At 60.5% G+C, this 19,975-nt stretch carries 22 protein-coding genes; 14 read left to right on the top strand and 8 right to left on the bottom strand.

Going from position 1 to position 19,975, the window contains the following annotated elements; all coding sequences use genetic code 11:
• Position 1: 1 nt before the first annotated feature.
• Positions 2–1,219, top strand: a complete 1,218-nt coding sequence (locus ACKLNI_RS04680) for a class I SAM-dependent RNA methyltransferase (protein WP_413717873.1) — start codon at positions 2–4, stop codon at positions 1,217–1,219.
• A gap of 60 nt (positions 1,220–1,279) precedes the next feature.
• A complete protein-coding gene (locus tag ACKLNI_RS04675) occupies positions 1,280–1,777 on the top strand; it encodes a L,D-transpeptidase family protein (RefSeq protein ID WP_413717872.1) in 498 nt (165 codons plus the stop codon).
• On the opposite strand, the gene dalA is transcribed toward ACKLNI_RS04675, so the two are convergent.
• Positions 1,763–2,299: a divisome-associated lipoprotein DalA gene (dalA, locus tag ACKLNI_RS04670; protein ID WP_413717871.1), complete on the bottom strand. Its 537-nt coding sequence runs from the start codon at positions 2,297–2,299 to the stop codon at positions 1,763–1,765. The two genes, ACKLNI_RS04675 and dalA, sit on opposite strands and share 15 nt — an antisense overlap.
• A gap of 162 nt (positions 2,300–2,461) precedes the next feature.
• On the opposite strand from dalA, the gene ACKLNI_RS04665 reads away from it, so the two are divergent.
• A complete protein-coding gene (locus ACKLNI_RS04665; RefSeq protein ID WP_413717870.1) occupies positions 2,462–3,061 on the top strand; it encodes a L,D-transpeptidase in 600 nt (199 codons plus the stop codon).
• 105 nt (positions 3,062–3,166) lie between these two features.
• Here the strand turns inward: ACKLNI_RS04665 and ACKLNI_RS04660 are convergent, their stop codons facing one another.
• A complete protein-coding gene (locus tag ACKLNI_RS04660) occupies positions 3,167–3,577 on the bottom strand; it encodes a c-type cytochrome (protein ID WP_413717869.1) in 411 nt (136 codons plus the stop codon).
• 178 nt (positions 3,578–3,755) lie between these two features.
• On the opposite strand from ACKLNI_RS04660, the gene ACKLNI_RS04655 reads away from it, so the two are divergent.
• A complete protein-coding gene (locus tag ACKLNI_RS04655; RefSeq protein WP_413717868.1) occupies positions 3,756–4,502 on the top strand; it encodes a sulfite exporter TauE/SafE family protein in 747 nt (248 codons plus the stop codon).
• A 6-nt stretch (positions 4,503–4,508) separates the two neighbouring features.
• Here the strand turns inward: ACKLNI_RS04655 and ACKLNI_RS04650 are convergent, their stop codons facing one another.
• The 4 genes from ACKLNI_RS04650 to ACKLNI_RS04635 form a co-directional block, all read right to left on the bottom strand.
• The gene (locus ACKLNI_RS04650; RefSeq protein WP_413717867.1) at positions 4,509–5,114 is read right to left on the bottom strand and encodes a hypothetical protein; all 606 of its coding nucleotides are present in this window, start codon (positions 5,112–5,114) and stop codon (positions 4,509–4,511) included.
• Between the two features lie 149 nt (positions 5,115–5,263).
• A complete protein-coding gene (gene trpB, locus ACKLNI_RS04645; RefSeq protein ID WP_413717866.1) occupies positions 5,264–6,496 on the bottom strand; it encodes a tryptophan synthase subunit beta in 1,233 nt (410 codons plus the stop codon).
• Positions 6,497–6,615: 119 nt separating this feature from the next.
• On the bottom strand, positions 6,616–7,668 hold the full coding sequence (hemH, locus tag ACKLNI_RS04640; protein WP_413717865.1) for a ferrochelatase: 1,053 nt from the start codon (positions 7,666–7,668) through the stop codon (positions 6,616–6,618).
• Between the two features lie 102 nt (positions 7,669–7,770).
• Positions 7,771–8,613 carry a methyltransferase domain-containing protein gene (locus ACKLNI_RS04635; protein ID WP_413717864.1) on the bottom strand — a complete coding sequence of 281 codons (843 nt, stop codon included), beginning with the start codon at positions 8,611–8,613 and terminating at the stop codon, positions 7,771–7,773.
• A 26-nt stretch (positions 8,614–8,639) separates the two neighbouring features.
• Between ACKLNI_RS04635 and ACKLNI_RS04630 the strand changes: the two genes are divergently transcribed.
• Genes ACKLNI_RS04630 through ACKLNI_RS04615 form a run of 4 tightly spaced genes read left to right on the top strand, consistent with a single transcriptional unit; the run spans position 8,640 to position 10,967 of the window.
• Positions 8,640–9,362, top strand: a complete 723-nt coding sequence (locus ACKLNI_RS04630; RefSeq protein WP_413717968.1) for a double zinc ribbon domain-containing protein — start codon at positions 8,640–8,642, stop codon at positions 9,360–9,362.
• 34 nt (positions 9,363–9,396) lie between these two features.
• Positions 9,397–9,654 (top strand): glutaredoxin 3, encoded by a 258-nt coding sequence (gene grxC / locus ACKLNI_RS04625; RefSeq protein WP_413717863.1) that lies wholly within the window; start codon positions 9,397–9,399, stop codon positions 9,652–9,654.
• A 3-nt stretch (positions 9,655–9,657) separates the two neighbouring features.
• Positions 9,658–10,485 (top strand): carbon-nitrogen hydrolase family protein, encoded by an 828-nt coding sequence (locus ACKLNI_RS04620; RefSeq protein ID WP_413717862.1) that lies wholly within the window; start codon positions 9,658–9,660, stop codon positions 10,483–10,485.
• On the top strand, positions 10,485–10,967 hold the full coding sequence (locus ACKLNI_RS04615) for a MarR family winged helix-turn-helix transcriptional regulator (protein WP_413717861.1): 483 nt from the start codon (positions 10,485–10,487) through the stop codon (positions 10,965–10,967). Before ACKLNI_RS04620 ends, ACKLNI_RS04615 begins: the two co-directional genes overlap by 1 nt.
• On the opposite strand, the gene ubiG is transcribed toward ACKLNI_RS04615, so the two are convergent.
• Positions 10,942–11,685: a bifunctional 2-polyprenyl-6-hydroxyphenol methylase/3-demethylubiquinol 3-O-methyltransferase UbiG gene (gene ubiG, locus ACKLNI_RS04610; protein WP_413717860.1), complete on the bottom strand. Its 744-nt coding sequence runs from the start codon at positions 11,683–11,685 to the stop codon at positions 10,942–10,944. The genes ACKLNI_RS04615 and ubiG overlap by 26 nt on opposite strands.
• Before the next feature lie 74 nt (positions 11,686–11,759).
• Between ubiG and pip the strand changes: the two genes are divergently transcribed.
• On the top strand, positions 11,760–12,734 hold the full coding sequence (gene pip / locus ACKLNI_RS04605; protein ID WP_413717859.1) for a prolyl aminopeptidase: 975 nt from the start codon (positions 11,760–11,762) through the stop codon (positions 12,732–12,734).
• 156 nt (positions 12,735–12,890) lie between these two features.
• Positions 12,891–13,526 (top strand): CAP domain-containing protein, encoded by a 636-nt coding sequence (locus ACKLNI_RS04600; RefSeq protein WP_413717858.1) that lies wholly within the window; start codon positions 12,891–12,893, stop codon positions 13,524–13,526.
• A gap of 35 nt (positions 13,527–13,561) precedes the next feature.
• On the opposite strand, the gene ACKLNI_RS04595 is transcribed toward ACKLNI_RS04600, so the two are convergent.
• A complete protein-coding gene (locus tag ACKLNI_RS04595; protein ID WP_413717857.1) occupies positions 13,562–14,323 on the bottom strand; it encodes a ZIP family metal transporter in 762 nt (253 codons plus the stop codon).
• 258 nt (positions 14,324–14,581) lie between these two features.
• On the opposite strand from ACKLNI_RS04595, the gene rimP reads away from it, so the two are divergent.
• The 4 genes from rimP to infB are packed head-to-tail and all read left to right on the top strand — an operon-like array spanning position 14,582 to position 19,944.
• Positions 14,582–15,169 (top strand): ribosome maturation factor RimP, encoded by a 588-nt coding sequence (gene rimP, locus ACKLNI_RS04590; protein ID WP_413717855.1) that lies wholly within the window; start codon positions 14,582–14,584, stop codon positions 15,167–15,169.
• Between the two features lie 3 nt (positions 15,170–15,172).
• Positions 15,173–16,795: a transcription termination factor NusA gene (gene nusA / locus ACKLNI_RS04585; protein WP_413717854.1), complete on the top strand. Its 1,623-nt coding sequence runs from the start codon at positions 15,173–15,175 to the stop codon at positions 16,793–16,795.
• An 18-nt stretch (positions 16,796–16,813) separates the two neighbouring features.
• Positions 16,814–17,446 (top strand): RNA-binding protein, encoded by a 633-nt coding sequence (locus ACKLNI_RS04580; RefSeq protein WP_413717853.1) that lies wholly within the window; start codon positions 16,814–16,816, stop codon positions 17,444–17,446.
• Positions 17,443–19,944: a translation initiation factor IF-2 gene (infB, locus tag ACKLNI_RS04575; RefSeq protein ID WP_413717852.1), complete on the top strand. Its 2,502-nt coding sequence runs from the start codon at positions 17,443–17,445 to the stop codon at positions 19,942–19,944. The genes ACKLNI_RS04580 and infB overlap by 4 nt, the downstream gene beginning before the upstream one ends.
• Positions 19,945–19,975 lie beyond the last annotated feature (31 nt).

Below are 19,975 nucleotides of genomic sequence, written 5' to 3'. Positions count from 1 at the left end.
CGTGAAGGTCATCATCGAACGCCTGGGGCATCTTGGCGATGGCATCGCTGACGGACCGGTTTTCGCGCCCCGCACCCTGCCGGGCGAGCTGGTGGAGGGCGACGTGGTTGACGGGCGCATGGCTGCACCGCGGATCCTTTCTCCATCGCCGGACCGCGTGAGCGCGCCCTGCGTCCACTACAAGAGTTGCGGCGGTTGCGGGTTGCAGCATGCAAACGACGACTTCGTGGCGCGATGGAAGGTCGATGTTGTGAGACAGGCGCTTGCGGCGCGGGCGATAGTCGCGCCGATACGGGGCCTTCACACCTCTCCTCCCCGCTCCCGGCGACGGGCGACATTCTCGGGCAAGCGCACCAAGAAAGGCGCAACGGTCGGATTTCACGCACCCTCCAGCGACGTGATCCGGGATGTGCCCGACTGCCTTCTGGTAAGGCCCGCACTGGCCAGCGCGCTGCCGCGACTGGCGGAGATCGTCGAGGCGGGAGGAAGCCGAAAGGGCGAGATGCGCCTGACGGTGACCGAAACCGAAAGCGGTCTGGACCTGGCTGTCACAGGCGGCAAACCCCTTGATCCCGAGATGATCCAGCAGCTTCTGGCGCTGGCCGTAGGGAATGGATTCGTGCGCCTGACGTGGGATGGCGAAACCTTGGCGACGCAGACGCCACCAGTTCTGACGTTCGGAACCGCACCTGTCACCTTGCCGCCCGGTGCATTCCTGCAGGCGACGGCGGAGGGCGAAGCCGCGCTCTTTTCGTCGGTGCTTGAAGCAATTGCAGCGGCGAAGGGGCCGGTCGCCGATCTTTTTGCGGGGATCGGAACCTTTGCCCTGCCTATTGCCGCCGGTCATGAGGTTCATGCCGTCGAAAGTGAGGGTGCGATGCTGGATGCGCTGGACCGTGGGTGGCGCCATGGCCGGGGCCTGCATCGGGTGACGACCGAGCGCCGCGACCTCTTTCGCCGACCACTGGTTTCTGATGAACTGGACCGCTTCGGCGCTGTCGTCATCGATCCGCCTCGCGCGGGTGCCGAGGCACAGACGATGGAACTGGCGCAAGCCGAAATCCCTGATATCGCCTTTGTCTCGTGCAATCCGGTCACCTTTGCCAGAGATGCGGAGATTCTGACTAAAGCGGGATACGAAATCCGCTGGCTGGATGTCGTCGATCAATTCCGCTGGTCGCCACATGTTGAGCTTGTGGCGCATTTTTCTCTTGCCTGAAGGCAGATTCCTGAGGTTACTCATCGTAAAAGTCAGAAAAACAATGACGGGCAGGTTTCGATGAGGGTCTTGATCAAAGCCGCTTTGGGGCTGGCTGTGCTAATTGCACTTTCCGGCTGTGCGACGAAATTCCGCTCCTACGACGGACCGGAGGTCACCCGGGTCATCGTCTACAAGGAATTGCGGCGTCTATACCTTTTGCACGAAAATCGCGTTCTGAAATCCTATCGCATCGATTTGGGTTTTGCGCCGGAGGGCGACAAGAAGGTCGAGGGTGACGGCAGAACGCCTGAGGGTCACTACCTGATCAACCGGCGCAACCCGGACAGCGACTATCACCTGTCTCTGGGAATAAGCTATCCCGACGAACGGGATATCGCCGAGGCGCGCGCACTGGGAAAAAACCCGGGAGGCGACATTTTCATTCACGGACGCGGAAAGCTTTATTCGCTTCTGCGCAAGGACTGGACCTGGGGATGCATCGCCGTCACGGATGACGAGATCGAGGAGATCTATGCCATGGTCCGCGACGGCACGCCGATTTCAATTTACAAATGAGCCCTGCGCGCTGGGCTGGCCCACGATAAGCGTCCACCAGATTTTGCCGTTCGACTCCTGGAACCAGGCGAAACCCATGTCGCGTCCCCGGGCATCGAGGATGACTTCGCGCGTGTCAGGCTGAGACATCCATGCCGAGAGCGTCTCCAGCTCGGATTCGTAGGTCTCGGAGATGTTCTCGCCAAGGAGGCGACCCGTATATCCGACGCGGCGCACCCGATCGAGGGGGCTTGAGCCGTCGGAACCGAAATGCCAGGGCCGGTTCTGGATCGACATGTCGCGGGAATGAGTCGCGGCGGCGGCGTTGAGCTCTGACGAGAGGCGGAGAGGAACAGCGCCGCGTGCGGAGCGCAGTGTGTTGATCGAATCAAGCATCCGGAACTGGATCTTGGCCGTGTCCCGCGCCGAGATTTGATAGACCTGCGGCAACGGCTTGCCGTCCGGGCCGAATCGCGGTTCTGGCGTCGAACACGCCGAGAGGCCGAGGGACACAATCGCGAATAGTGCAAGGGATCGAAGCATGTTGCCGGTCTTCTCTGTTTTCCTGCCGCAAGCCTTACAGTCTTGGCTGCGCCTGTTCAAACACAAGCGGGCCACAGATCGGCATTCTGACGCTTCTTTGATTTGAAGGTGCTGCAATGCCGCACTATTATAGATTGGTCAAAGACAGACGAGAGGCGAGAAATGTCCGTCCAAAAGAAAGAAACGCTGAGCCGTCGTGGCGTCCTTGCCGGAGGCGCGGCGCTTCTGGCCAGCCCTGCTATCGCGCAAGAGGCTGCGCCCGACGTCATCGAAGGTCATTCACCGATTGCCGGGAACGTCCGCCGCAATGCGTCGTCGTTCAGGGCGCTGGACTGGCAGCCCTATTTCAACAACACGCGGGGGGGCGCGATCCTTGTCGACGTCACGTCACGGGCGCTGCACTACTGGAGCGAAGACCAGACGATCTACAAGCTTTATCCGACCAGTGTTCCGATCAGCGAGGAGCTTACCCGCCTGGGCCGGACAAAGGTGGTCCGGAAGGTTGAAGGCCCCGATTGGCGCCCGACACCGTCCATGAAGCTGCGCAACCCGGAATGGCCGGATTACGTTCCGCCGGGTCCCGATAATCCGCTGGGTACACACGCGCTGTACCTGAGCTGGACATACTACCGGATTCACGGAACGCATGACACGCGGAAGATCGGGCGGCGGTCGTCGAACGGATGCATCGGCCTCTACAACGAGCATATTGCGGAGCTGTTCGGCCTTGCGCGGAATGGAACGCAGGTTCTCCTGATCTGACGGAGTAACATCCGTTGAGTTTCGAAAGCCGGCGCAATTGCGTCGGCTTTCTTGTTTGCTGGTGAGCGGTTCGGAAATCCGCCCACGGCTTCCTGACTCAGGCGGTTATTGCTGGATCGAGGCGATATACTCGACCAATGCCAGCACGCGATTCTGAGCATAGGCGCGGGCTTCTGCCCAGGAATAGTGCGCCGTCGCGTCCTCGCGCATTTCCGTCATGTAGCGGTCGCCCCAGACCGGCATGTCCCGTCCGCCGTGAACGGCCACATCCGCTGTTCCGTCGATGATGGAATAGACATTGGCGATGGGAAATACCCCGTCGTTCGTTTTGCTAAGAATAGTCAGGTCCGGCGGTGGGTTGAGGAGATATGGGGTGACCGGGCCATCACCCTTTCCGTCCGCTCCGTGGCATTGGGCGCAACTATTCGCGAACTCGATGGCGCCCAAGTCTTGCGCGGCGGCGGGTAGTGCCAGCAGGGTCGTCAGCGCGAGCGCGATTGTTCCAGTTCTTGTCATTGCATTCCTCCCTTTTTGGAATCCCAACTGGTTAATTTACATATGAACAATTTAATGTTTTGGATGGCTCACCACTTGATCTGCATCAATCCGATAATTCCCTGACGGGCTTGTGTATTGAGATCAATGGCATAAGACCCGATTGACTTTCCTGTCGCCACAGGCTCAAGGGTCATGCATGTCTGAGTATATCCTCCTTGCAATCGCCGGACTGGCCGGCGGAATGGTGAACGTCGCCGCTGGCGGAGCGAAGCTGTTCGTCTTCCCGCTTCTGCTTTCCCTGGGTCTGCCTCCTTTGGCGGCCAACGCGACGGGAACCGTGGCGCTTTGGCCTTCGACTTTGCCGGGCGCTTTCGCGCGCAAGGGCTCCGAGGCAAAGCTGGATATACCCGGGCTATGGATCGACCTGCCGCTTGTCGGAGTAGGCGGAGTAATAGGCGTTGCGCTATTGATCGGCCTGGGTGAGCGCGTCTTCGTCAGTGTCGTGCCGTTCCTGCTGATTCTCGCGCTCGCGGTCATCGCCTTTGGCGACCGCCTGAAGACCTTGGCAGAGCGCGTGCAGGCCGACGGCGGAAAGACACTTCGTCGGGTTCTGATTTTTCTGTGCGGAGTCTATGCAGGGTATTTCGGCGCCGGAATTGGTTTTTTCCTGGTGGCGTCGATGGTCGTCTCGGGGACGACGCATTTTCACAGCGCGGTGCGGCAGAAGAACCTTTTCGTCGCCTTTGCAAATACGGCGGCTGTTTCAGTTCTGGCGTGGTCCGGTCTGGTGACCTGGCTTGCGGCTGGGATCATCTTTGTATTCGCCATAGCGGGCGCAAGCATAGGCGCGGCCATCATCCCCAGGATCAGTCCAAACATCCTGCGCGGATTCATCCTGATCATGGGATCGATTCTGACAGCGCGTTTCGTGATCTTCGGTTAACCCGGATCAGCCACCGCGCCGCATCATTGCGTCATGAACGGCTTCCATCCCGCGATTGGCCATATCGGTGACTTCCGCGGCGTGCACCTGAAGCGCCTCTACCAGTTCCGGGTCGTCCGATGTCTGAACCACGACGATGCCCTCGTCGGTGATGTCGATCTCGGTCTCGATGCGGTCCCCTTTCAGGAAAAATACGTCCAGTGTGGGACTCTGGATGAAAATCTGGGGATCTCGGCCTTCTTCGACGCGGTTGATCATGCCGGTGACGTGGCTGACGAGATTGGCCATGACCTCTTCGTCGGAGGAATTCGTGATGGTGCGGATGCCGTTGGGGAGGTTCTCGACCGTGCGGTCGATCAGCTGGAAGTTGTTGAACATCACCGCCAGTTCGGCGCTTTCCTCGGGCGTTGCGTCGAGCCCGCGGAGACCGGGCATATTGGTCATGTCATGTTGCATCATGCCGCCAGCGCCGTGACGATGCATGCCGCCACCGCCATGGCCGGCCATCTGTGCCACTGCGATCGTTTGACCTGCGGCAAAGGCACCGACAGCCACAAGGGCGGCCACAGAGAGCAGGAGAATACGGCGGGCGGCAGGGGCGCGAAATTTCATGGCGTTTCCAATTATATTGCATTTCCAAATTCCGATTTGTGAATGAAACTTACGCAAGTCAAGAGGAGCCATGCAAAGCGCCGTTCACTTTGCCGGCATACCAAGGACCCTTGTCTAAGGGACGGCTGAAGTCAGAGTGGCGCGGCCGTCTAGTCGCCCGCGCCCATTGCCCAGCCAAGAGCCTTGGCAACGGTGAAGATGTCCTTGTCGCCGCGGCCGCACATGTTCATGCAGATGATGTGGTCCCTTGGCAATTCAGGAGCTATCTTTGCCACGTGGGCGAGAGCGTGCGACGGCTCCAGCGCGGGGATGATGCCCTCGGTTTCGCAGCAGAGCTTGAATGCCTCAAGCGCCTCGACATCGGTGATGGCCACGTATTTCGCGCGACCGACATCATGCAGCCAGGAATGTTCGGGCCCGATGCCGGGGTAGTCGAGGCCGGCGGAGATGCTGAAGCCCTCCAGGATCTGACCATCCTCGTCCTGCAGAAGATAGGTACGGTTGCCGTGCAGAACGCCGGGGCGCCCGCCGGTGAGGGAGGCGCAGTGCTCCATCTTCTCGTTCACACCCTTGCCGCCTGCTTCGACGCCGATGATGTTCACATCCTTGTCGTCGAGGAAGGGGTAGAACAGGCCCATGGCATTCGATCCGCCGCCGATGGCGGCGATGATGGTGTCGGGCAAACGGCCTTCGGCCTCCAGCATCTGTTCCTTGGCTTCCTTGCCGATGATTGACTGAAAGTCGCGCACCATTGCGGGGTAAGGATGCGGACCCGCGACGGTGCCGATGCAGTAGAACGTATCGCGGACGTTCGTCACCCAGTCGCGCAGCGCGTCGTTCATGGCGTCTTTCAGCGTGCCGCGGCCGCTTGTTACCGGCACGACTTCGGCACCAAGAAGTTTCATGCGGAAGACGTTTGGCTTTTGCCTCTCCACGTCATGCGCGCCCATGTAGACGATGCACTTCAAGCCGAACTTGGCGCAGACGGTGGCGGTGGCCACGCCGTGCTGGCCGGCGCCGGTCTCGGCGATGATCCGGGTCTTGCCCATGCGGCGGGCGAGAATGATCTGGCCCAGCACATTGTTGATCTTGTGCGCGCCCGTGTGATTCAGCTCGTCGCGCTTCATGTAGATCTTGGCGCCGCCCAGGCGTTCAGTCAGCCGCTCGGCGAAGTAGAGGGGCGAGGGGCGACCAACGTAGTGCTTCCAGAGGAAATCCATCTCGTCCCAGAAGCTTTGATCGGTCTTGGCCTTCTCGTACTCGGCTTCGAGATCCAGAATGAGCGGCATCAGGGTTTCGGACACGAAGCGCCCGCCGAACATTCCGAATCGGCCCTTTTCGTCCGGCCCGGTCATGAAGCTGTTGATCAGATCGTCTGGCATCGCATGCCTCTCCCCAAAGTAACCGTCTGGGTTTAGCGGCAGGACGTGTGGGCGTAAAGCGGTCTTGAATTCCGCCAAGGCCATAGCACCCACCGCGATGGGCGACCGCCATCCGCCTTTCAGTCCAGCCAGCCTTTAAGATTTTCCTCGATCGTTTCGCAAAGCGCGTCGATGTGAGCATCATCATCGTTGAGACAGGGGATATAGGTGAAACGCTCGCCCCCGGCTTCTTCGAAGCTTTCGCGAATCTCTTCGTTGATCTCTTCCAGGGTTTCGATGCAGTCAGCGCTGAAAGCGGGAGCGATGACGGCGATCCGCTTTTTGCCCTGTTCGGCCAGTCGAGCGACTTCTTCGACGGTATACGGCTGAAGCCATTCTTCCGGACCGAAGCGTGACTGGAAAGTGGTCCTGATCTGGGTATCGTCCCAGCCAAGCCGTTCCTTCAGAAGGCGCGTCGTCTTCTGGCACTGGCAGTGATAGGGGTCGCCTTCCATCAGGTAGCGTTGCGGCACGCCGTGATAGGAGCACACCAGGATATCAGGCTTGGTGTCCATCGCGCCGTAGGCGCGCTCGACGGATTTCGCCAATGCGTCGATATAGGAAGGGCGGTCGAAATAGGCGGGAACGGTACGGACGGGCGGCTGCCATTTTTCTTCCATCAAGGCGCGGAAGAACTGATCGTTCGCGGTGGCCGTCGTTGCGCCCGCGTATTGTGGGTAGAGCGGGAAGAACAGGATCTTGCGGCAGCCGCGCTCTGCCATCACGCGGACCTTCGACTTGGTCGATGGATTGCCGTAGCGCATGCAGAAGTCGACGATCACGTCCTCGCCATAGCGGGCGGCAATGGCGTTCCGTATCTTTTCCGTCTGTGCCTTCGTGATTGTCATGAGCGGGCTCTCGCCCTGCTCCTCGTTCCAGATCGACTTGTAGGCTGCGCCCGAAGAAAACGGTCGCTTGGACAGGATGATGAGCTGCAAGAGGGGCTGCCAAATCCAGGGCGAGTAATCGATCACACGGCGGTCGGACAGGAACTCGTTCAGGTAGCGGCGCATCGACAAGTAGTCATAGCCGTCTGGTGTGCCGAGATTGGCCAGCAACACGCCGACACGTTCGCGTTTGACCGGCGGATGATCCGCCGGAAGATGCGCGTTCACGGTCTCAGTATCATCCATGGCAGCGTGTCCGGTCCGGTCTGACTTTGCGTCGAGCATCCTTAAACGGTTCCTGTGCAGATGTCTTCCTGCCTTGGCCAGATAATTGGAAATCGGGCCGGGTCAACGCGTTCGGGGTGCGACAGGATCACCTGTTGGTTGTTCGTCGACGCCCAATGCATCGGCCAGTCGTTGCCTTGCCGACCCCGGTTGAAGCGGTTTCTGCTGATTCTCCGAAGGCGCCCAACCGGTCAGAAAGGCCATCTCGAATGTTGCTTTCAGATAGCCGTCTGCATCCGAGAAGTGCTGGCGGTAAAGCTGTTCGGTAAGTTCGAAAAGCGCGCGAGGAGGTATCGCCTTGTGACGCGTCTGGAGTGCATTTGTTTCGCCCATTCCACGAAGGTCGGCGACCAAGCGTGCAAGCGAGGGATATCGGACGGTCAGCTTGAGATTGTCCGCCACCGGCAATGCGAGGCCGGCGCGTCCGATCAGCCCGCCAAGGTCTCGGAGGTCGGCCATCGGAAGCACCCGGGGCGACAGACCACCGCTGAGGCGCGCTTCCGCCTCGGCCAGAGCGGTCCGCAATTCGCTGAGCGTGGCGCCTCCGAAAAGCACCGCGATGAACAGACCGTCAGGCTGTAGGGCGAGGCGCGACTGGACCATCTGCCCGATAGGGTCGTCCGACCAGTGCAGCGCAAAGCTGTGCAAGACGATGTCATGGGTCGAGGGCTGGACCGCGAGCCTTTCATCGTCGGGAATGATTGGCGCCTCTGGGAAGAGAGACCGGATGGGCGAAGAGACGTGACCGATCAGAAGGGGTGCAATGAACGATTTCTTAATCTCGGCAAGTCTTTCTTCGATCTCAGCTGCGGCTTCCTCGTGCAGGAAGAGAACGGGGTCGCGCGCGGCCCGCTGACGGTGACGATTAAGCGCGTCGATATCGGTGATCTTGGGTGTGCCGGTCATATCCGGCCCATAGGTAAAGTCTGATGCTGGGAATGCAACGCGCGTTGTCACTGATCTTTCCGGATCAATGCGTGCTTTGCCCCGAACTTGTGGAAACATCGGGTGGGCTGTGCGCATCGTGCTGGCGGGAAGTGACGTTTCTGCGCGGACTCGTCTGCGACGCCTGCGGTGCGGCACTTCATGGCGAAGATGACGGTGTCGCCGCGCTCTGTGACGACTGTCTCTCGACGCCACGCCCCTGGGACCGGGGGCGGGCCGTTTTCTCCTATGGCGGCTCCGGGCGCCGACTTGTTCTTGCTTTGAAGCATGGCGACCGGCCGGACCTCGCCGGACCGGCCGCGCGATGGCTGGAGCGTGCGGGAGCGCCATTTCTGGAGCCCGAGACGCTGCTTGTTCCTGTCCCCATCCACTGGTCCCGCTTGCTGCGGCGGCGCTACAACCAATCGGTCGAACTGGCGCGCGCGTTGTCGCGGCGGACGGGTCATCAGCTTTTCCCTGACGCCCTTGTCCGGGTTCGGCGGACTTTGGTGCAAGATGGTCTGGGCGTGGATCAGAGGTTCGCGAATGTCGTGGGCGCGATCGAAGCGCATCCAAGACGTCGCGAGATGCTCGAGGGGCGCAATCTGTGCCTGATCGATGACGTTATGACCTCGGGAGCGACGTTGTCGGCAGCGGCCAAGGCCTGCCATGATGTCGGTGCAACCCGGGTTTCGGTTCTGGTACTGGCGCGGGTCGAGAAAGCGTCCTAGATAACAATCTTGTACAGTTATTGGATGCATGCCGATGAAAACGGTTGAAATCTACACCTCGCCGCTTTGCGGTTTCTGCTATTCGGCCAAGCGACTTCTTAACCAGAAGGGCGTGAGCTTCACCGAAATCGACGTGCTGCAGGATCCCGAGCGGCGGAAGGAGATGATGCAGCGCGCGAATGGACGTCATACAGTCCCTCAGATCTTCGTGGGCGATCTGCATGTTGGGGGGTGCGATGATCTTTATGCTTTGGAGCGGGCGGGAAAACTTGACCCGATCCTCGCGGCCTGACTGGTGCGGGTAGCCCTGATCCAACTGAACTCGTCGGACGATCCGCCCGAGAATCTTCCGGTAACGCGAGAGTATGTCGAACAGGCAGCCAACGCAGGCGCCAGGTTCATCCTGACGCCCGAGGTGACGAATTGCGTTTCCGCAAGTCGTACAAGGCAGACAGATGTTCTGCGTCTTGAAGGCGAGGACGAAACTCTTACGGCGCTTCGCGCCGATGCCAGGCGTCTGGGTGTGTGGATCCTCATCGGGTCTCTGGCGCTGAAACAGGCTGACGGAGAGCGTTTCGTGAACCGTTCCTTCCTGATCGGACCGGATGGTGAGGTACGCGCGAAGTACGACAAGATCCACATGTTCGATGTCACAATCTCGGAGACCGAGACCTATCGGGAAAGCGACGGGTATCAACCCGGCGACGCGGCGGTCATGAGCGAGGTGGATGGCGTGCCGGTCGGGCTGACAATATGTTATGACGTGCGCTTCCCCTATCTTTACCGCGGCATGTCGAAAGCGGGCGCGAAGATCCTGACGGTTCCGTCGGCATTTTCGCCAGAAACGGGAGCGGCGCATTGGGAGACTCTCTTGCGAGCGCGGGCCATCGAGACCGGCAGTTTCATCCTTGCTCCGGCCCAGTGCGGAGAGCATCGCGCGGCGCTTGGACGGACCCGCCGAACACACGGGCACTCTCTTGCGGTCGATCCCTGGGGCAGGGTCCTGGCGGATGGCGGCGAAATGCCCGGGGTGGTTATGGTTGATCTGGAGCTTTCGCTTGTCGATGATGTGCGCAGGCGGCTTCCGTCACTGATGCACGAACGACAGTACAAGATGGTCTGATGGCCGAACAGAAAGAGCACATCGATTCCCTGGCCATCACGCTTTTCAGCGAAATGTTCATGGCTGACCAGTTGGCGCGAGCGCGGCTTGCGAAGGCATTGCCCAAGGGCATGGAGTTAAGCCATTTCTCGGTTCTGAACCATCTGGCCCGATCGAAAGCCGAGCGAACACCGGCGCAGCTGGCGCGGACCTTTCATGTCACGCGCGGCGCGATGACCAACACCATCGGAAAACTGGAATGGGCGGGACATGTTCACGTACGCCCGGACTGGGATGACGCGCGGCGCAAATTCGTTTCGATAAGTCCGTCGGGAATCAAGGCGCGGGACGCGGCGATTTCAGCGATCACACCCATCGTTGCGGATGTTGTCGAAGCAATCGGCGCGTCCAACGTGCGGAATGTCCTGCCCGTGCTGCGCGAGATGCGTCTGCGTTTCGAGGAAATCGAGGCGGGGGCTATGCCGGGCGAACAGAAGCCGTGACGTAGTTGACCGAGAGGTCTCGGTCGGACAGGCGCCAGCTCCAGGTGACGGGGTTAAAGACGAAGCCCTTGCGATCGACCGGATCCATCCCTGCCTGTCGAAGCAGATCGTACAGTTCGTCGGGCGTGATGAACTTCGACCATTCATGGGTGCCCTTCGGCAGCCAGCGCATCACATGCTCGGCTCCAACGATGGCCATCATGAAGCTTTTCGGGTTCCGGTTGATCGTCGAACAGGTCATCAGCCCGCCGGGCTTCAGCAAGTCATGGCAGGCCGTGAGGTAGGCGAGCGGGTCGGATACATGTTCGACCACTTCCATGTTCAGAACCGCATCGAAGCGTTCTCCGGCTGCGGCAAGATCTTCCGCAGTCGTGTGGCGGTAGTCGATATCGAGACCCTGCTCTTCGGCGTGGACCTGTGCGACGGGAATGTTTCGCTCTGCCGCGTCGGCGCCGACAACAGTAGCCCCAAGGCGCGCCATCGGTTCTGAAAGCAACCCGCCGCCGCATCCTATGTCGAGGATGCGGAGCCCCTCGAATGGCAGGGGATCGGTGAGATCACGATCGAACTCGGCCGCGATCTGCGAGGTGATATAGTCGAGCCGGCAGGGGTTCAGCATGTGAAGCGGCTTGAACTTGCCGTTCGGGTCCCACCATTCCGCGGCCATCGCCTGGAACTTGGCGACCTCGCCGGCGTCGATGGTGGATACTTGCGTCATGTCAAAGCTCCGCGCGAGAATTTCTTGTCATTTGGGCCGTGGAACACCGCCCCGCCCCGCTATATAGGTCGGATATGGACAGACCCGCAGGGAAAAAAGGTGCGTCACATTTTCTCTACCCGCCGATAGACCCGTTCGATCAGCGGATTCTGGACGTGGGAGATGGTCACCGCGTCTATATGGAGCAGTGTGGATCGCCGCATGGTGAACCGGTCGTCGTGTTGCACGGCGGGCCGGGTGGTGGCTGTAGCCCAGCGATGCGGCGCTATTTCGATCCTTCACATTATCGCGTCATCCTGTTCGACCAACGCGGATGCGGGCGCTCGCGGCCGCATGCCAGTGTCGAAGCCAACACGACCTGGCATCTTGTTCAGGATATCGAGCTGATCCGCGAGACATTGGGTATCGACCGATGGATCGTTTTCGGCGGCAGCTGGGGCGCGACCCTTGCGCTGATATATGCCATCCAGCACCCTGAGCGCGTACGCCATCTGGCGCTGCGTGGCGTCTTCATGATGACCGAGGCTGAGCTGCGCTGGTTCTATGGCGGGGGTGCCGGCGCTTTCTGGCCCGATGTCTGGAAGCATTTCGCCGGCATGATCCCGACGGACGAGCAGGATGATCTGATCGCAGCCTATGCCCGGCGGCTGTTCTCGGGAGATCTGCAAACCGAGACGCGGTATGCCCGCGCCTGGGCATCTTGGGAGAACACGCTGGCTTCTATCGCGAATGACGGTCCCGGCGGCGATAGTCCGGCAGAGTATGCGCGCGCCTTCGCGCGGCTTGAGAACCATTATTTCTCAAACCACGGGTTTCTCGAGCACGACAACTGGATCGAGGCCAACCTTGATCGGATCGCCGACATACCCGGTACCATTGTCCAGGGCCGATATGACATGATCTGCCCTCCCGCGGCGGCGTACCGGCTGAATGCCAAATGGCCCCGATCCGTCTTGCGATTCGTACCTAGGGCCGGACATGCGCTGAGTGAACCCGGCATCAGCGCCGAACTTGTTCGCACGATGGATACGCTTCGGCGCGCCGGGTAGCGCCGGAGCAGTTATTGGCCGAGCGTCCGTTCGCAAGTTGAGAACATTCTTCGATCTCGGTATCAATTTCCCCACGTCTGCCGATCCAACGCCAATGTTTGGCCGCATTTTCGCAGAACTGTGCCTGCGTTGGGGGCGCTGCCAGGGGACTTTGGGATGACAATGAAGTTCATCGCCGCATGCGTATGCGCCGCCATTACTTTCGGGCTGTCGAGCGCTGCCGATGCATGCAGCCGCTCGGTGTCGAAGGCTGCGTCCCAATCGTTGGTTCCCGCGAAGGGTATTGACCAGCCGCTGCTGGAAACCGCCATTCGCGCCGAGGTGAATTTCCATCGCTGCCGCGCGGGACTTCGCGCAGTTTCCGATGGCGGAAATGGCCTGGCGAACCAGGCGCATAAGCATTCGATCTGGATGGCCAAGACCCAGCAGCTGACCCATCGCAGCACCGTTGCGGGCGCGGCGACGCTACAACAAAGAGTGAAGAACGCGGGTTTGAAGGTGCGCACCGGGTCCGAGAACATCGGGATGGTGCATCGGTATCAGATCGACAATCGCCGTTTCAAAATTCTCGATTCATCAGGCTGCCATTTTGCCACCTACGAAGGGCAGCGCCTGCCGGCACACTCCTATGCTTCGCTTGCCCGTCATATCGTGAACCTTTGGATGGAGTCGCCGGGCCACAGGAAGAACATTCTGGACAAGCGCGTATCCAAGATGTCGGCTGCTGTCGCCTTTGATCCGAATGCCCAGTATTGCGGCCGCTTCTGGGTGACCCAGAATTTCGTCGGCTAGGCGAGCCTTCGATGACGATCGGCCAATAGCCGACGTCAAGCCAACCAGACATCGAGGAAAAGCATCACCACGAGACCGACGGCAAGTCCGAGGGTCGCCTTGTTCTGGTGGCCGCTCCGGTGAGTCTCGGGAATGATCTCGTGACTGATCACGTAAAGCATCGCGCCTGCCGCGAAGGACAAGCCCCAGGGCAGCAGTGGCGCAGAGACCGAAATGATGCCGGCGCCAACCAGACCGCCCAAAGGTTCGATCATGCCGGTTAGTGCTGCGATCGCCACCGCCCGTAAGCGGGAGTATCCCTCACCCAACAGGGCCACTGCTACGGCAAGACCCTCGGGCGCGTTCTGCAGCCCGATTCCGATCGCCAGGGGCAGGCCACCTTCGAAGCCGTGGGCACCGAAACCGACTCCGACCGCGAGTCCCTCGGGGAAATTGTGAATCGTGATCGCGATGACGAAGAGCCAGACACGCCGGAGCGACGCGGCCTCGGGACCTTCACGGCCAGAGGTGAAATGCTCGTGCGGAAGTAGTTCGTTCATCAGGTGTACGGCGATCATACCCGAAAGGATGCCCAGACAGGCGATCCCGGCCGGGATCGCGCCGTCGCCAAAGGTTTTAGCCGCAGCGTCAATGGCCGGAATGATGAGGGAAAAGAACGAGGCCGCCAGCATGACGCCCGCCGCGAAACCGAGAAACATGTCGCGGGTCGCCCGGGAAGGAGCGCGGCCGAAGAGGACCGGAACCGCGCCGACGGATGTCATCAGGCCCGCGGCCAAGGCGCCGGTAAATCCGAGCATGACTGGCGACATCGTGTCCAAGGCGGCCTCACTTCCGGAAACGTTTGCCCATCCATAGCCGGAGCGATGCCGAGATCACAATGCGCGAGGGCGGTTTGGACTGAACCTCGGTATTCGAAAGCGTGGTGCGTTCCGCTCTTGCAGTTTTTCGGAGCGAAGCGTATATGCCCTTCAACAGCGGCGCTTCGGCTTCCAACCCCGAGGCTCCACCGGAAACCACCGACGGGCCCGCTGGCCCGTTTTTTTGTGTCTGAGCGAATGTCCGATCTGATTGCGAAAGCCAGTATCGACCGGCGCCTAGCCGAGATCATCACCCCTGTCATCGAGGACATGGGGTTTGAACTGGTGCGCGTTCGCCTGATGGGTGGCCAGACCAAGACTTTGCAGATCATGGCCGACCGTCCTGAAGGCGGTATCGAGGTCGACGATTGTGCGGATATCTCGACCGCGGTCAGTGCGACGCTGGATGTCGAGGACCCGCTTGAAGACGCCTATACGCTGGAGGTCAGTTCTCCGGGTATCGATCGGCCTCTTACCCGGCTGAAGGATTTTGCGACCTGGGAAGGGTATGTGGCCAGGCTTGAGACCGAAGAGATGATCGACGGGCGCAAGCGGTTCAAAGGTATCCTTATGGGTGTCGAGGGCGACGAAGTCCTGATCGAGATCGAGGTGAATGGTGAACCAACGGTGATCGGGCTGAAATTCGATTGGCTGGCGGATGCCAAGCTTGTTCTGACCGACGAGCTGATCCGCGATGTTCTGCGTGCCCGAAAGGATTCGGGCCAGGTGGACGAGACACAATTTGACGAAGTGCAAACCATCATGGATGGCGACGAGGAGACCTGAGACATGGCGATCACATCCGCAAACCAGCTTGAACTTCTGCAAACGGCCGAAGCGGTCGCGCGCGAAAAGATGATCGACCCTTCGCTGGTGGTCGAAGCGATGGAAGAGAGCCTCGCCCGAGCCGCGAAGAGCCGCTACGGCAGCGAAATGGACATCCGCGTGTCCATCGACCGGAAAACCGGAAAGGCGACATTTACACGCGTTCGCACCGTGATTGGACCGGAAGACGAGCTGGAAAACTACCAGGCGCAACTGACTGTTGAGCAGGCCAGACAGTACCTCGACGATCCGAAGCCGGGCGATGTGATCGTGGACGAGGTGCCGCCGGTCGACATGAACCGGATCGCTGCGCAGTCGGCCAAGCAGGTGATTCTGCAAAAGGTACGCGAGGCCGAGCGTGACCGTCAGTTCGAGGAATTCAAGGATCGTGCGGGCACCATCATCAATGGTGTCGTCAAGCGCGAGGAATACGGCAATGTCATCGTCGACATCGGACGGGGCGAGGGCGTTCTGCGCCGCAACGAGAAGATCGGCCGGGAATCGTACCGTCCGGGCGATCGCATCCGCTGCTACATCAAGGATGTCCGGCGCGAGGCTCGCGGCCCGCAGATCTTCCTGTCCCGGACCGCGCCGGAGTTCATGGCGGAACTGTTCAAGATGGAAGTCCCGGAGATTTACGACGGCATCATCGAGATCAAGGCCGTGGCGCGGGACCCGGGAAGCCGGGCCAAGATCGCTGTCATTTCCTATGACAACTCGATCGACCCGGTTGGCGCCTGTGTCGGTATGCGTGGTTCGCGGGTGCAGGCCGTGGTCAACGAACTGCAGGGCGAAAAGATCGACATCATCCCGTGGAACGAGGATGCGCCCACGTTCCTTGTGAACGCGCTGCAGCCCGCAGAGGTCACGAAGGTCGTTCTTGACGAAGAGGCCGAACGTATCGAAGTCGTGGTGCCGGAAGAGCAGCTTTCGCTGGCGATCGGCCGTCGCGGTCAGAACGTGCGCCTTGCTTCGCAGCTGACCGGCCTCGATATCGATATCATGACCGAGGAAGAGGAATCGGCGCGGCGCCAAAAGGAATTCGAAGAGCGGACAAAGCTGTTCATGGACACGCTGGACCTGGACGAGTTCTTTGCACAGCTATTGGTCTCGGAAGGTTTCACCAACCTCGAAGAAGTTGCCTATGTCGATGTTGACGAACTTCTGGTCATCGATGGCGTCGACGAAGACACGGCGGCCGAGCTTCAGGCGCGTGCGCGCGATTTCCTTGAAGAGCAGAACCGCAAGGCGCTGGAGAGCGCCCGTGCGCTGGGTGCCGAGGACAGCCTGATCGAATTCGAGGGTCTGACTCCGCAGATGGTTGAAGCCTTGGCCAAGGACGACGTCAAGACGCTGGAAGATTTCGCCACCTGCGCCGACTGGGAACTGGCTGGTGGCTGGACCACCGTCGATGGCGAGCGGGTCAAGGACGACGGTGTGCTTGAGCCGTTCGACGTGTCGCTGGAAGAAGCACAGCACATGATCATGACCGCGCGAATCCAGCTTGGCTGGGTCGATCCCGCAGACCTTGAAGGTGATGACGCCGAAGACGGCGAAGAGGGTGCAGACGAGGAGGCCGGGGCCTGATGGCCCTGGATTGGCGCCTTGACCCGCGGCGGCAAGGAAAAACTGCACGGCGATCCTGAGCGCCGCTGCATCGCGACCGGTGAGGTTCAGCCCAAGCGAGGACTGATCCGGTTCGCGGTGTCGCCTGATGGTATTGTTGTGCCGGACATCCTTGAAAAACTGCCGGGAAAGGGCATTTGGGTAGCAGCTGAACGCAGCGCTCTGGAGACAGCGGTGAACAAGGGCCTTTTTGCCCGCGCCGCTCGTCAACCGGTGAAGGTTCCCGAGACCCTTGTCGCCGATGTCGAGGCAGGATTGGCCAAGAGATTGATCGATGGCATTTCCATGGCGCGCAAGGCCGGACGCGCTGTTGCCGGGTTCGAGAAGGTCAAGGACTGGCTTGGACGGGAAGAAGCGAGAATTCTGTTTCAGGCCATAGACGGCTCGGAACGCGGTAAGTCGAAACTGTATCCGCCGGGTGGACGGGGCAGTTTTTTCGAGGTTTTGACGGCCTCAGAATTGGGTTTGTCCTTTGGGCGCGAACGTGTGATACATGCGGCGCTCGGTTTTGGCGGACTCACTGAACGGATCAGAGAGGACGCCATCCGGCTATCTGGCGTTCGCGAATTGGACGGTGGGGACACCACCGGAAAGGTAAAGAAGACCACATGAGCGATAGTGACGGCAAAAAGACACTTGGACTGCGCGGCCGCGGGCCGGGACAGGTGAAGCAAAGCTTCAGCCATGGCCGGACCAAGAGCGTCGTGGTCGAGACGAAACGCAAGCGCGTTGTCGTGCCTAAGCCGGGTGCCGCCGGAGGAAAGTCCGTGGCCGGGCCCGGGAGCCAGTCTCCTGCGACCGATCCGTCGAACCGGCCTGCCGGGATTTCGGACGCTGAACTGGAACGCCGCATGAAGGCACTTGCTGCCGCAAAGGCAGCAGAGGCCGAGGAAGCCGAGAAGCGCGCGGCCGAAGAGCAGGCTCGCGCCGAGGAACGTGAACGTCGCCGCGCCGAGGCTGAGGCAAAAGAGCGCGAAGAGCGCGAGCTTGAAGAAAAGGCGCGTGCCAAGGCCGAAGAAGAAGAACGCAAGAAGCGCGAAGAAGAAGAGGCGAAAGCCCGAGTTGCAGAAGTACCGGCGGCCGTGCCGGACGAAGAGCCGTCTGGGCCCGCACGCGGTCCTGGAAAGCCGGCCCCGAAATTGCGCGAGCGTGACAGCCGGGAAGAGCGTCGCGAGACACGTGGCGGTCGCGGAAGCCGGGATGATGGCGAGCGCCGGTCAGGAAAACTGACCCTGAACCAGGCTTTGTCCGGTGGGGAAGGCGGACGTCAGAAGTCCCTTGCGGCGATGAAGCGCAAACAGGAGCGCGCCCGTCAGAAAGCCCTGGGCGGCCAGCAGGACCGCGAGAAGGTCATGCGCACCGTTCAGTTGCCCGAAACCATCGTGGTCAGCGAGTTGGCCAACCGGATGTCGGAGCGGGTGGCAGACGTCGTCAAGTCCCTGATGAACAGCGGCATCATGGCGACGCAGAACCAGACAATCGACGCGGATACCGCGGAGCTGATCATCGAGGAATTTGGCCACAAGGTTCAGCGCGTTTCGGATGCCGACGTTGAAGACGTCATCCAGACCGAAGAGGATCGGCCGGAAGAACTCGTGTCACGCCCGCCGGTCATCACGGTCATGGGCCACGTCGACCATGGCAAGACCAGCCTTCTTGATGCGATCCGCAACGCCAAGGTCGTTGCGGGCGAAGCAGGCGGGATCACACAGCATATCGGCGCCTATCAGGTCGATCAGGATGGTACCAAACTGACGTTCCTGGATACCCCGGGCCATGCGGCGTTCACGTCGATGCGCGCCCGCGGCGCTCAGGTCACCGATATCGTCGTTCTCGTTGTGGCGGCGGATGACGCTGTGATGCCCCAGACGGTTGAAGCGATTAACCACGCCAAAGCGGCGGGTGTGCCGATGATCGTCGCGATCAACAAGATTGACCTGCCGGCGGCCAACCCGAACAAGGTGCGGACTGATCTGCTGCAGCACGAAGTGGTCGTTGAGAAGATGTCCGGTGAAGTACAGGACGTAGAGGTTTCGGCCGCCAAGGGTACGGGTCTGGACGAGCTTCTCGAAGCGATTTCGCTGCAGGCGGAAATCCTTGAACTGAAGGCGAACCCTAGCCGCGCTGCTCAGGGCGCCGTCATCGAAGCTCAGCTTGATGTGGGCCGTGGCCCTGTTGCAACCGTGCTCGTTCAGAACGGCACGCTGCGCCAAGGCGACATCTTTGTCGTTGGCGAGCAGTGGGGCAAGGTTCGTGCGATGGAGAACGACAAGGGCGAGCGCGTCAAGGAAGCTGGACCTTCGGTTCCCGTAGAAGTTCTTGGCCTGAACGGCACGCCCGAGGCGGGCGACGTCCTCAACGTTGTTGAGACCGAAGCTCAGGCACGTGAAATCGCCGAGTACCGCGCCAATGCTGCAAAGGAAAAGCGGGCTGCGGCCGGTGCTGCGACTACGCTGGAGCAGCTTATGGCGAAAGCCAAGGCAGACGAAAACGTGGCCGAGCTGCCGATCGTCGTGAAAGCCGACGTGCAGGGTTCCGCGGAAGCCATTGTTCAGGCGATGGACAAGATCGGCAACGAAGAGGTACGCGTGCGCGTTCTGCATTCGGGTGTCGGCGCGATCACGGAATCCGATATCGGCCTTGCCGAAGCATCTGGCGCGCCGGTTATTGGTTTCAACGTCCGTGCAAACGCGCCCGCACGTCAGGCCGCAAACCAGAAGGGCGTCGAAATTCGTTACTATAGCGTGATTTACGACCTTGTTGATGACGTCAAGGCGGCGGCTTCCGGCCTGCTGTCGGCCGAGGTTCGTGAGAACTTCATCGGCTACGCGCAGATCAAGGAAGTGTTCAAGGTATCGGGCGTCGGCAAGGTAGCGGGCTGTCTTGTCACTGAAGGCGTGGCCCGTCGTTCGGCCGGTGTTCGTCTGCTGCGCGACGACGTGGTGATTCACGAAGGCACGCTGAAGACGCTGAAGCGCTTCAAGGACGAGGTAGCCGAGGTCATTTCCGGTCAGGAGTGCGGTATGGCTTTCGAGAACTACGACGATATCCGGCCGGGTGACGTTATCGAGATCTTTGAGCGCGAAGAAATCGAGCGGACGCTGAAGTAAAACAAAAACGCCGCCTTTCGGGCGGCGTTTT

It is taken from the genome of Silicimonas lutimaris (genome assembly GCF_047314965.1).
GTDB lineage: Bacteria > Pseudomonadota > Alphaproteobacteria > Rhodobacterales > Rhodobacteraceae > JAVJUV01.
Note: the sequence above shows the minus strand (reverse complement) of the source record. Positions and strands in the feature narration are given on the sequence as shown.

Bases quoted from the DNA above. Each gene is read 5' to 3' on its own strand.
- ACKLNI_RS04675 (WP_413717872.1), top strand. From the start codon at position 1,280: ATGAGGGTCTTGATCAAAGCCGCTTTGGGGCTGGCTGTGCTAATTGCA.
- dalA (WP_413717871.1), bottom strand. From the start codon at position 2,299: ATGCTTCGATCCCTTGCACTATTCGCGATTGTGTCCCTCGGCCTCTCG.
- ACKLNI_RS04665 (WP_413717870.1), top strand. From the start codon at position 2,462: ATGTCCGTCCAAAAGAAAGAAACGCTGAGCCGTCGTGGCGTCCTTGCC.
- ACKLNI_RS04660 (WP_413717869.1), bottom strand. From the start codon at position 3,577: ATGACAAGAACTGGAACAATCGCGCTCGCGCTGACGACCCTGCTGGCA.
- ACKLNI_RS04655 (WP_413717868.1), top strand. From the start codon at position 3,756: ATGTCTGAGTATATCCTCCTTGCAATCGCCGGACTGGCCGGCGGAATG.
- ACKLNI_RS04650 (WP_413717867.1), bottom strand. From the start codon at position 5,114: ATGAAATTTCGCGCCCCTGCCGCCCGCCGTATTCTCCTGCTCTCTGTG.
- trpB (WP_413717866.1), bottom strand. From the start codon at position 6,496: ATGCCAGACGATCTGATCAACAGCTTCATGACCGGGCCGGACGAAAAG.
- hemH (WP_413717865.1), bottom strand. From the start codon at position 7,668: ATGGATGATACTGAGACCGTGAACGCGCATCTTCCGGCGGATCATCCG.
- ACKLNI_RS04635 (WP_413717864.1), bottom strand. From the start codon at position 8,613: ATGACCGGCACACCCAAGATCACCGATATCGACGCGCTTAATCGTCAC.
- grxC (WP_413717863.1), top strand. From the start codon at position 9,397: ATGAAAACGGTTGAAATCTACACCTCGCCGCTTTGCGGTTTCTGCTAT.
- ACKLNI_RS04615 (WP_413717861.1), top strand. From the start codon at position 10,485: ATGGCCGAACAGAAAGAGCACATCGATTCCCTGGCCATCACGCTTTTC.
- ubiG (WP_413717860.1), bottom strand. From the start codon at position 11,685: ATGACGCAAGTATCCACCATCGACGCCGGCGAGGTCGCCAAGTTCCAG.
- pip (WP_413717859.1), top strand. From the start codon at position 11,760: ATGGACAGACCCGCAGGGAAAAAAGGTGCGTCACATTTTCTCTACCCG.
- ACKLNI_RS04600 (WP_413717858.1), top strand. From the start codon at position 12,891: ATGACAATGAAGTTCATCGCCGCATGCGTATGCGCCGCCATTACTTTC.
- ACKLNI_RS04595 (WP_413717857.1), bottom strand. From the start codon at position 14,323: ATGCTCGGATTTACCGGCGCCTTGGCCGCGGGCCTGATGACATCCGTC.
- rimP (WP_413717855.1), top strand. From the start codon at position 14,582: ATGTCCGATCTGATTGCGAAAGCCAGTATCGACCGGCGCCTAGCCGAG.
- nusA (WP_413717854.1), top strand. From the start codon at position 15,173: ATGGCGATCACATCCGCAAACCAGCTTGAACTTCTGCAAACGGCCGAA.
- infB (WP_413717852.1), top strand. From the start codon at position 17,443: ATGAGCGATAGTGACGGCAAAAAGACACTTGGACTGCGCGGCCGCGGG.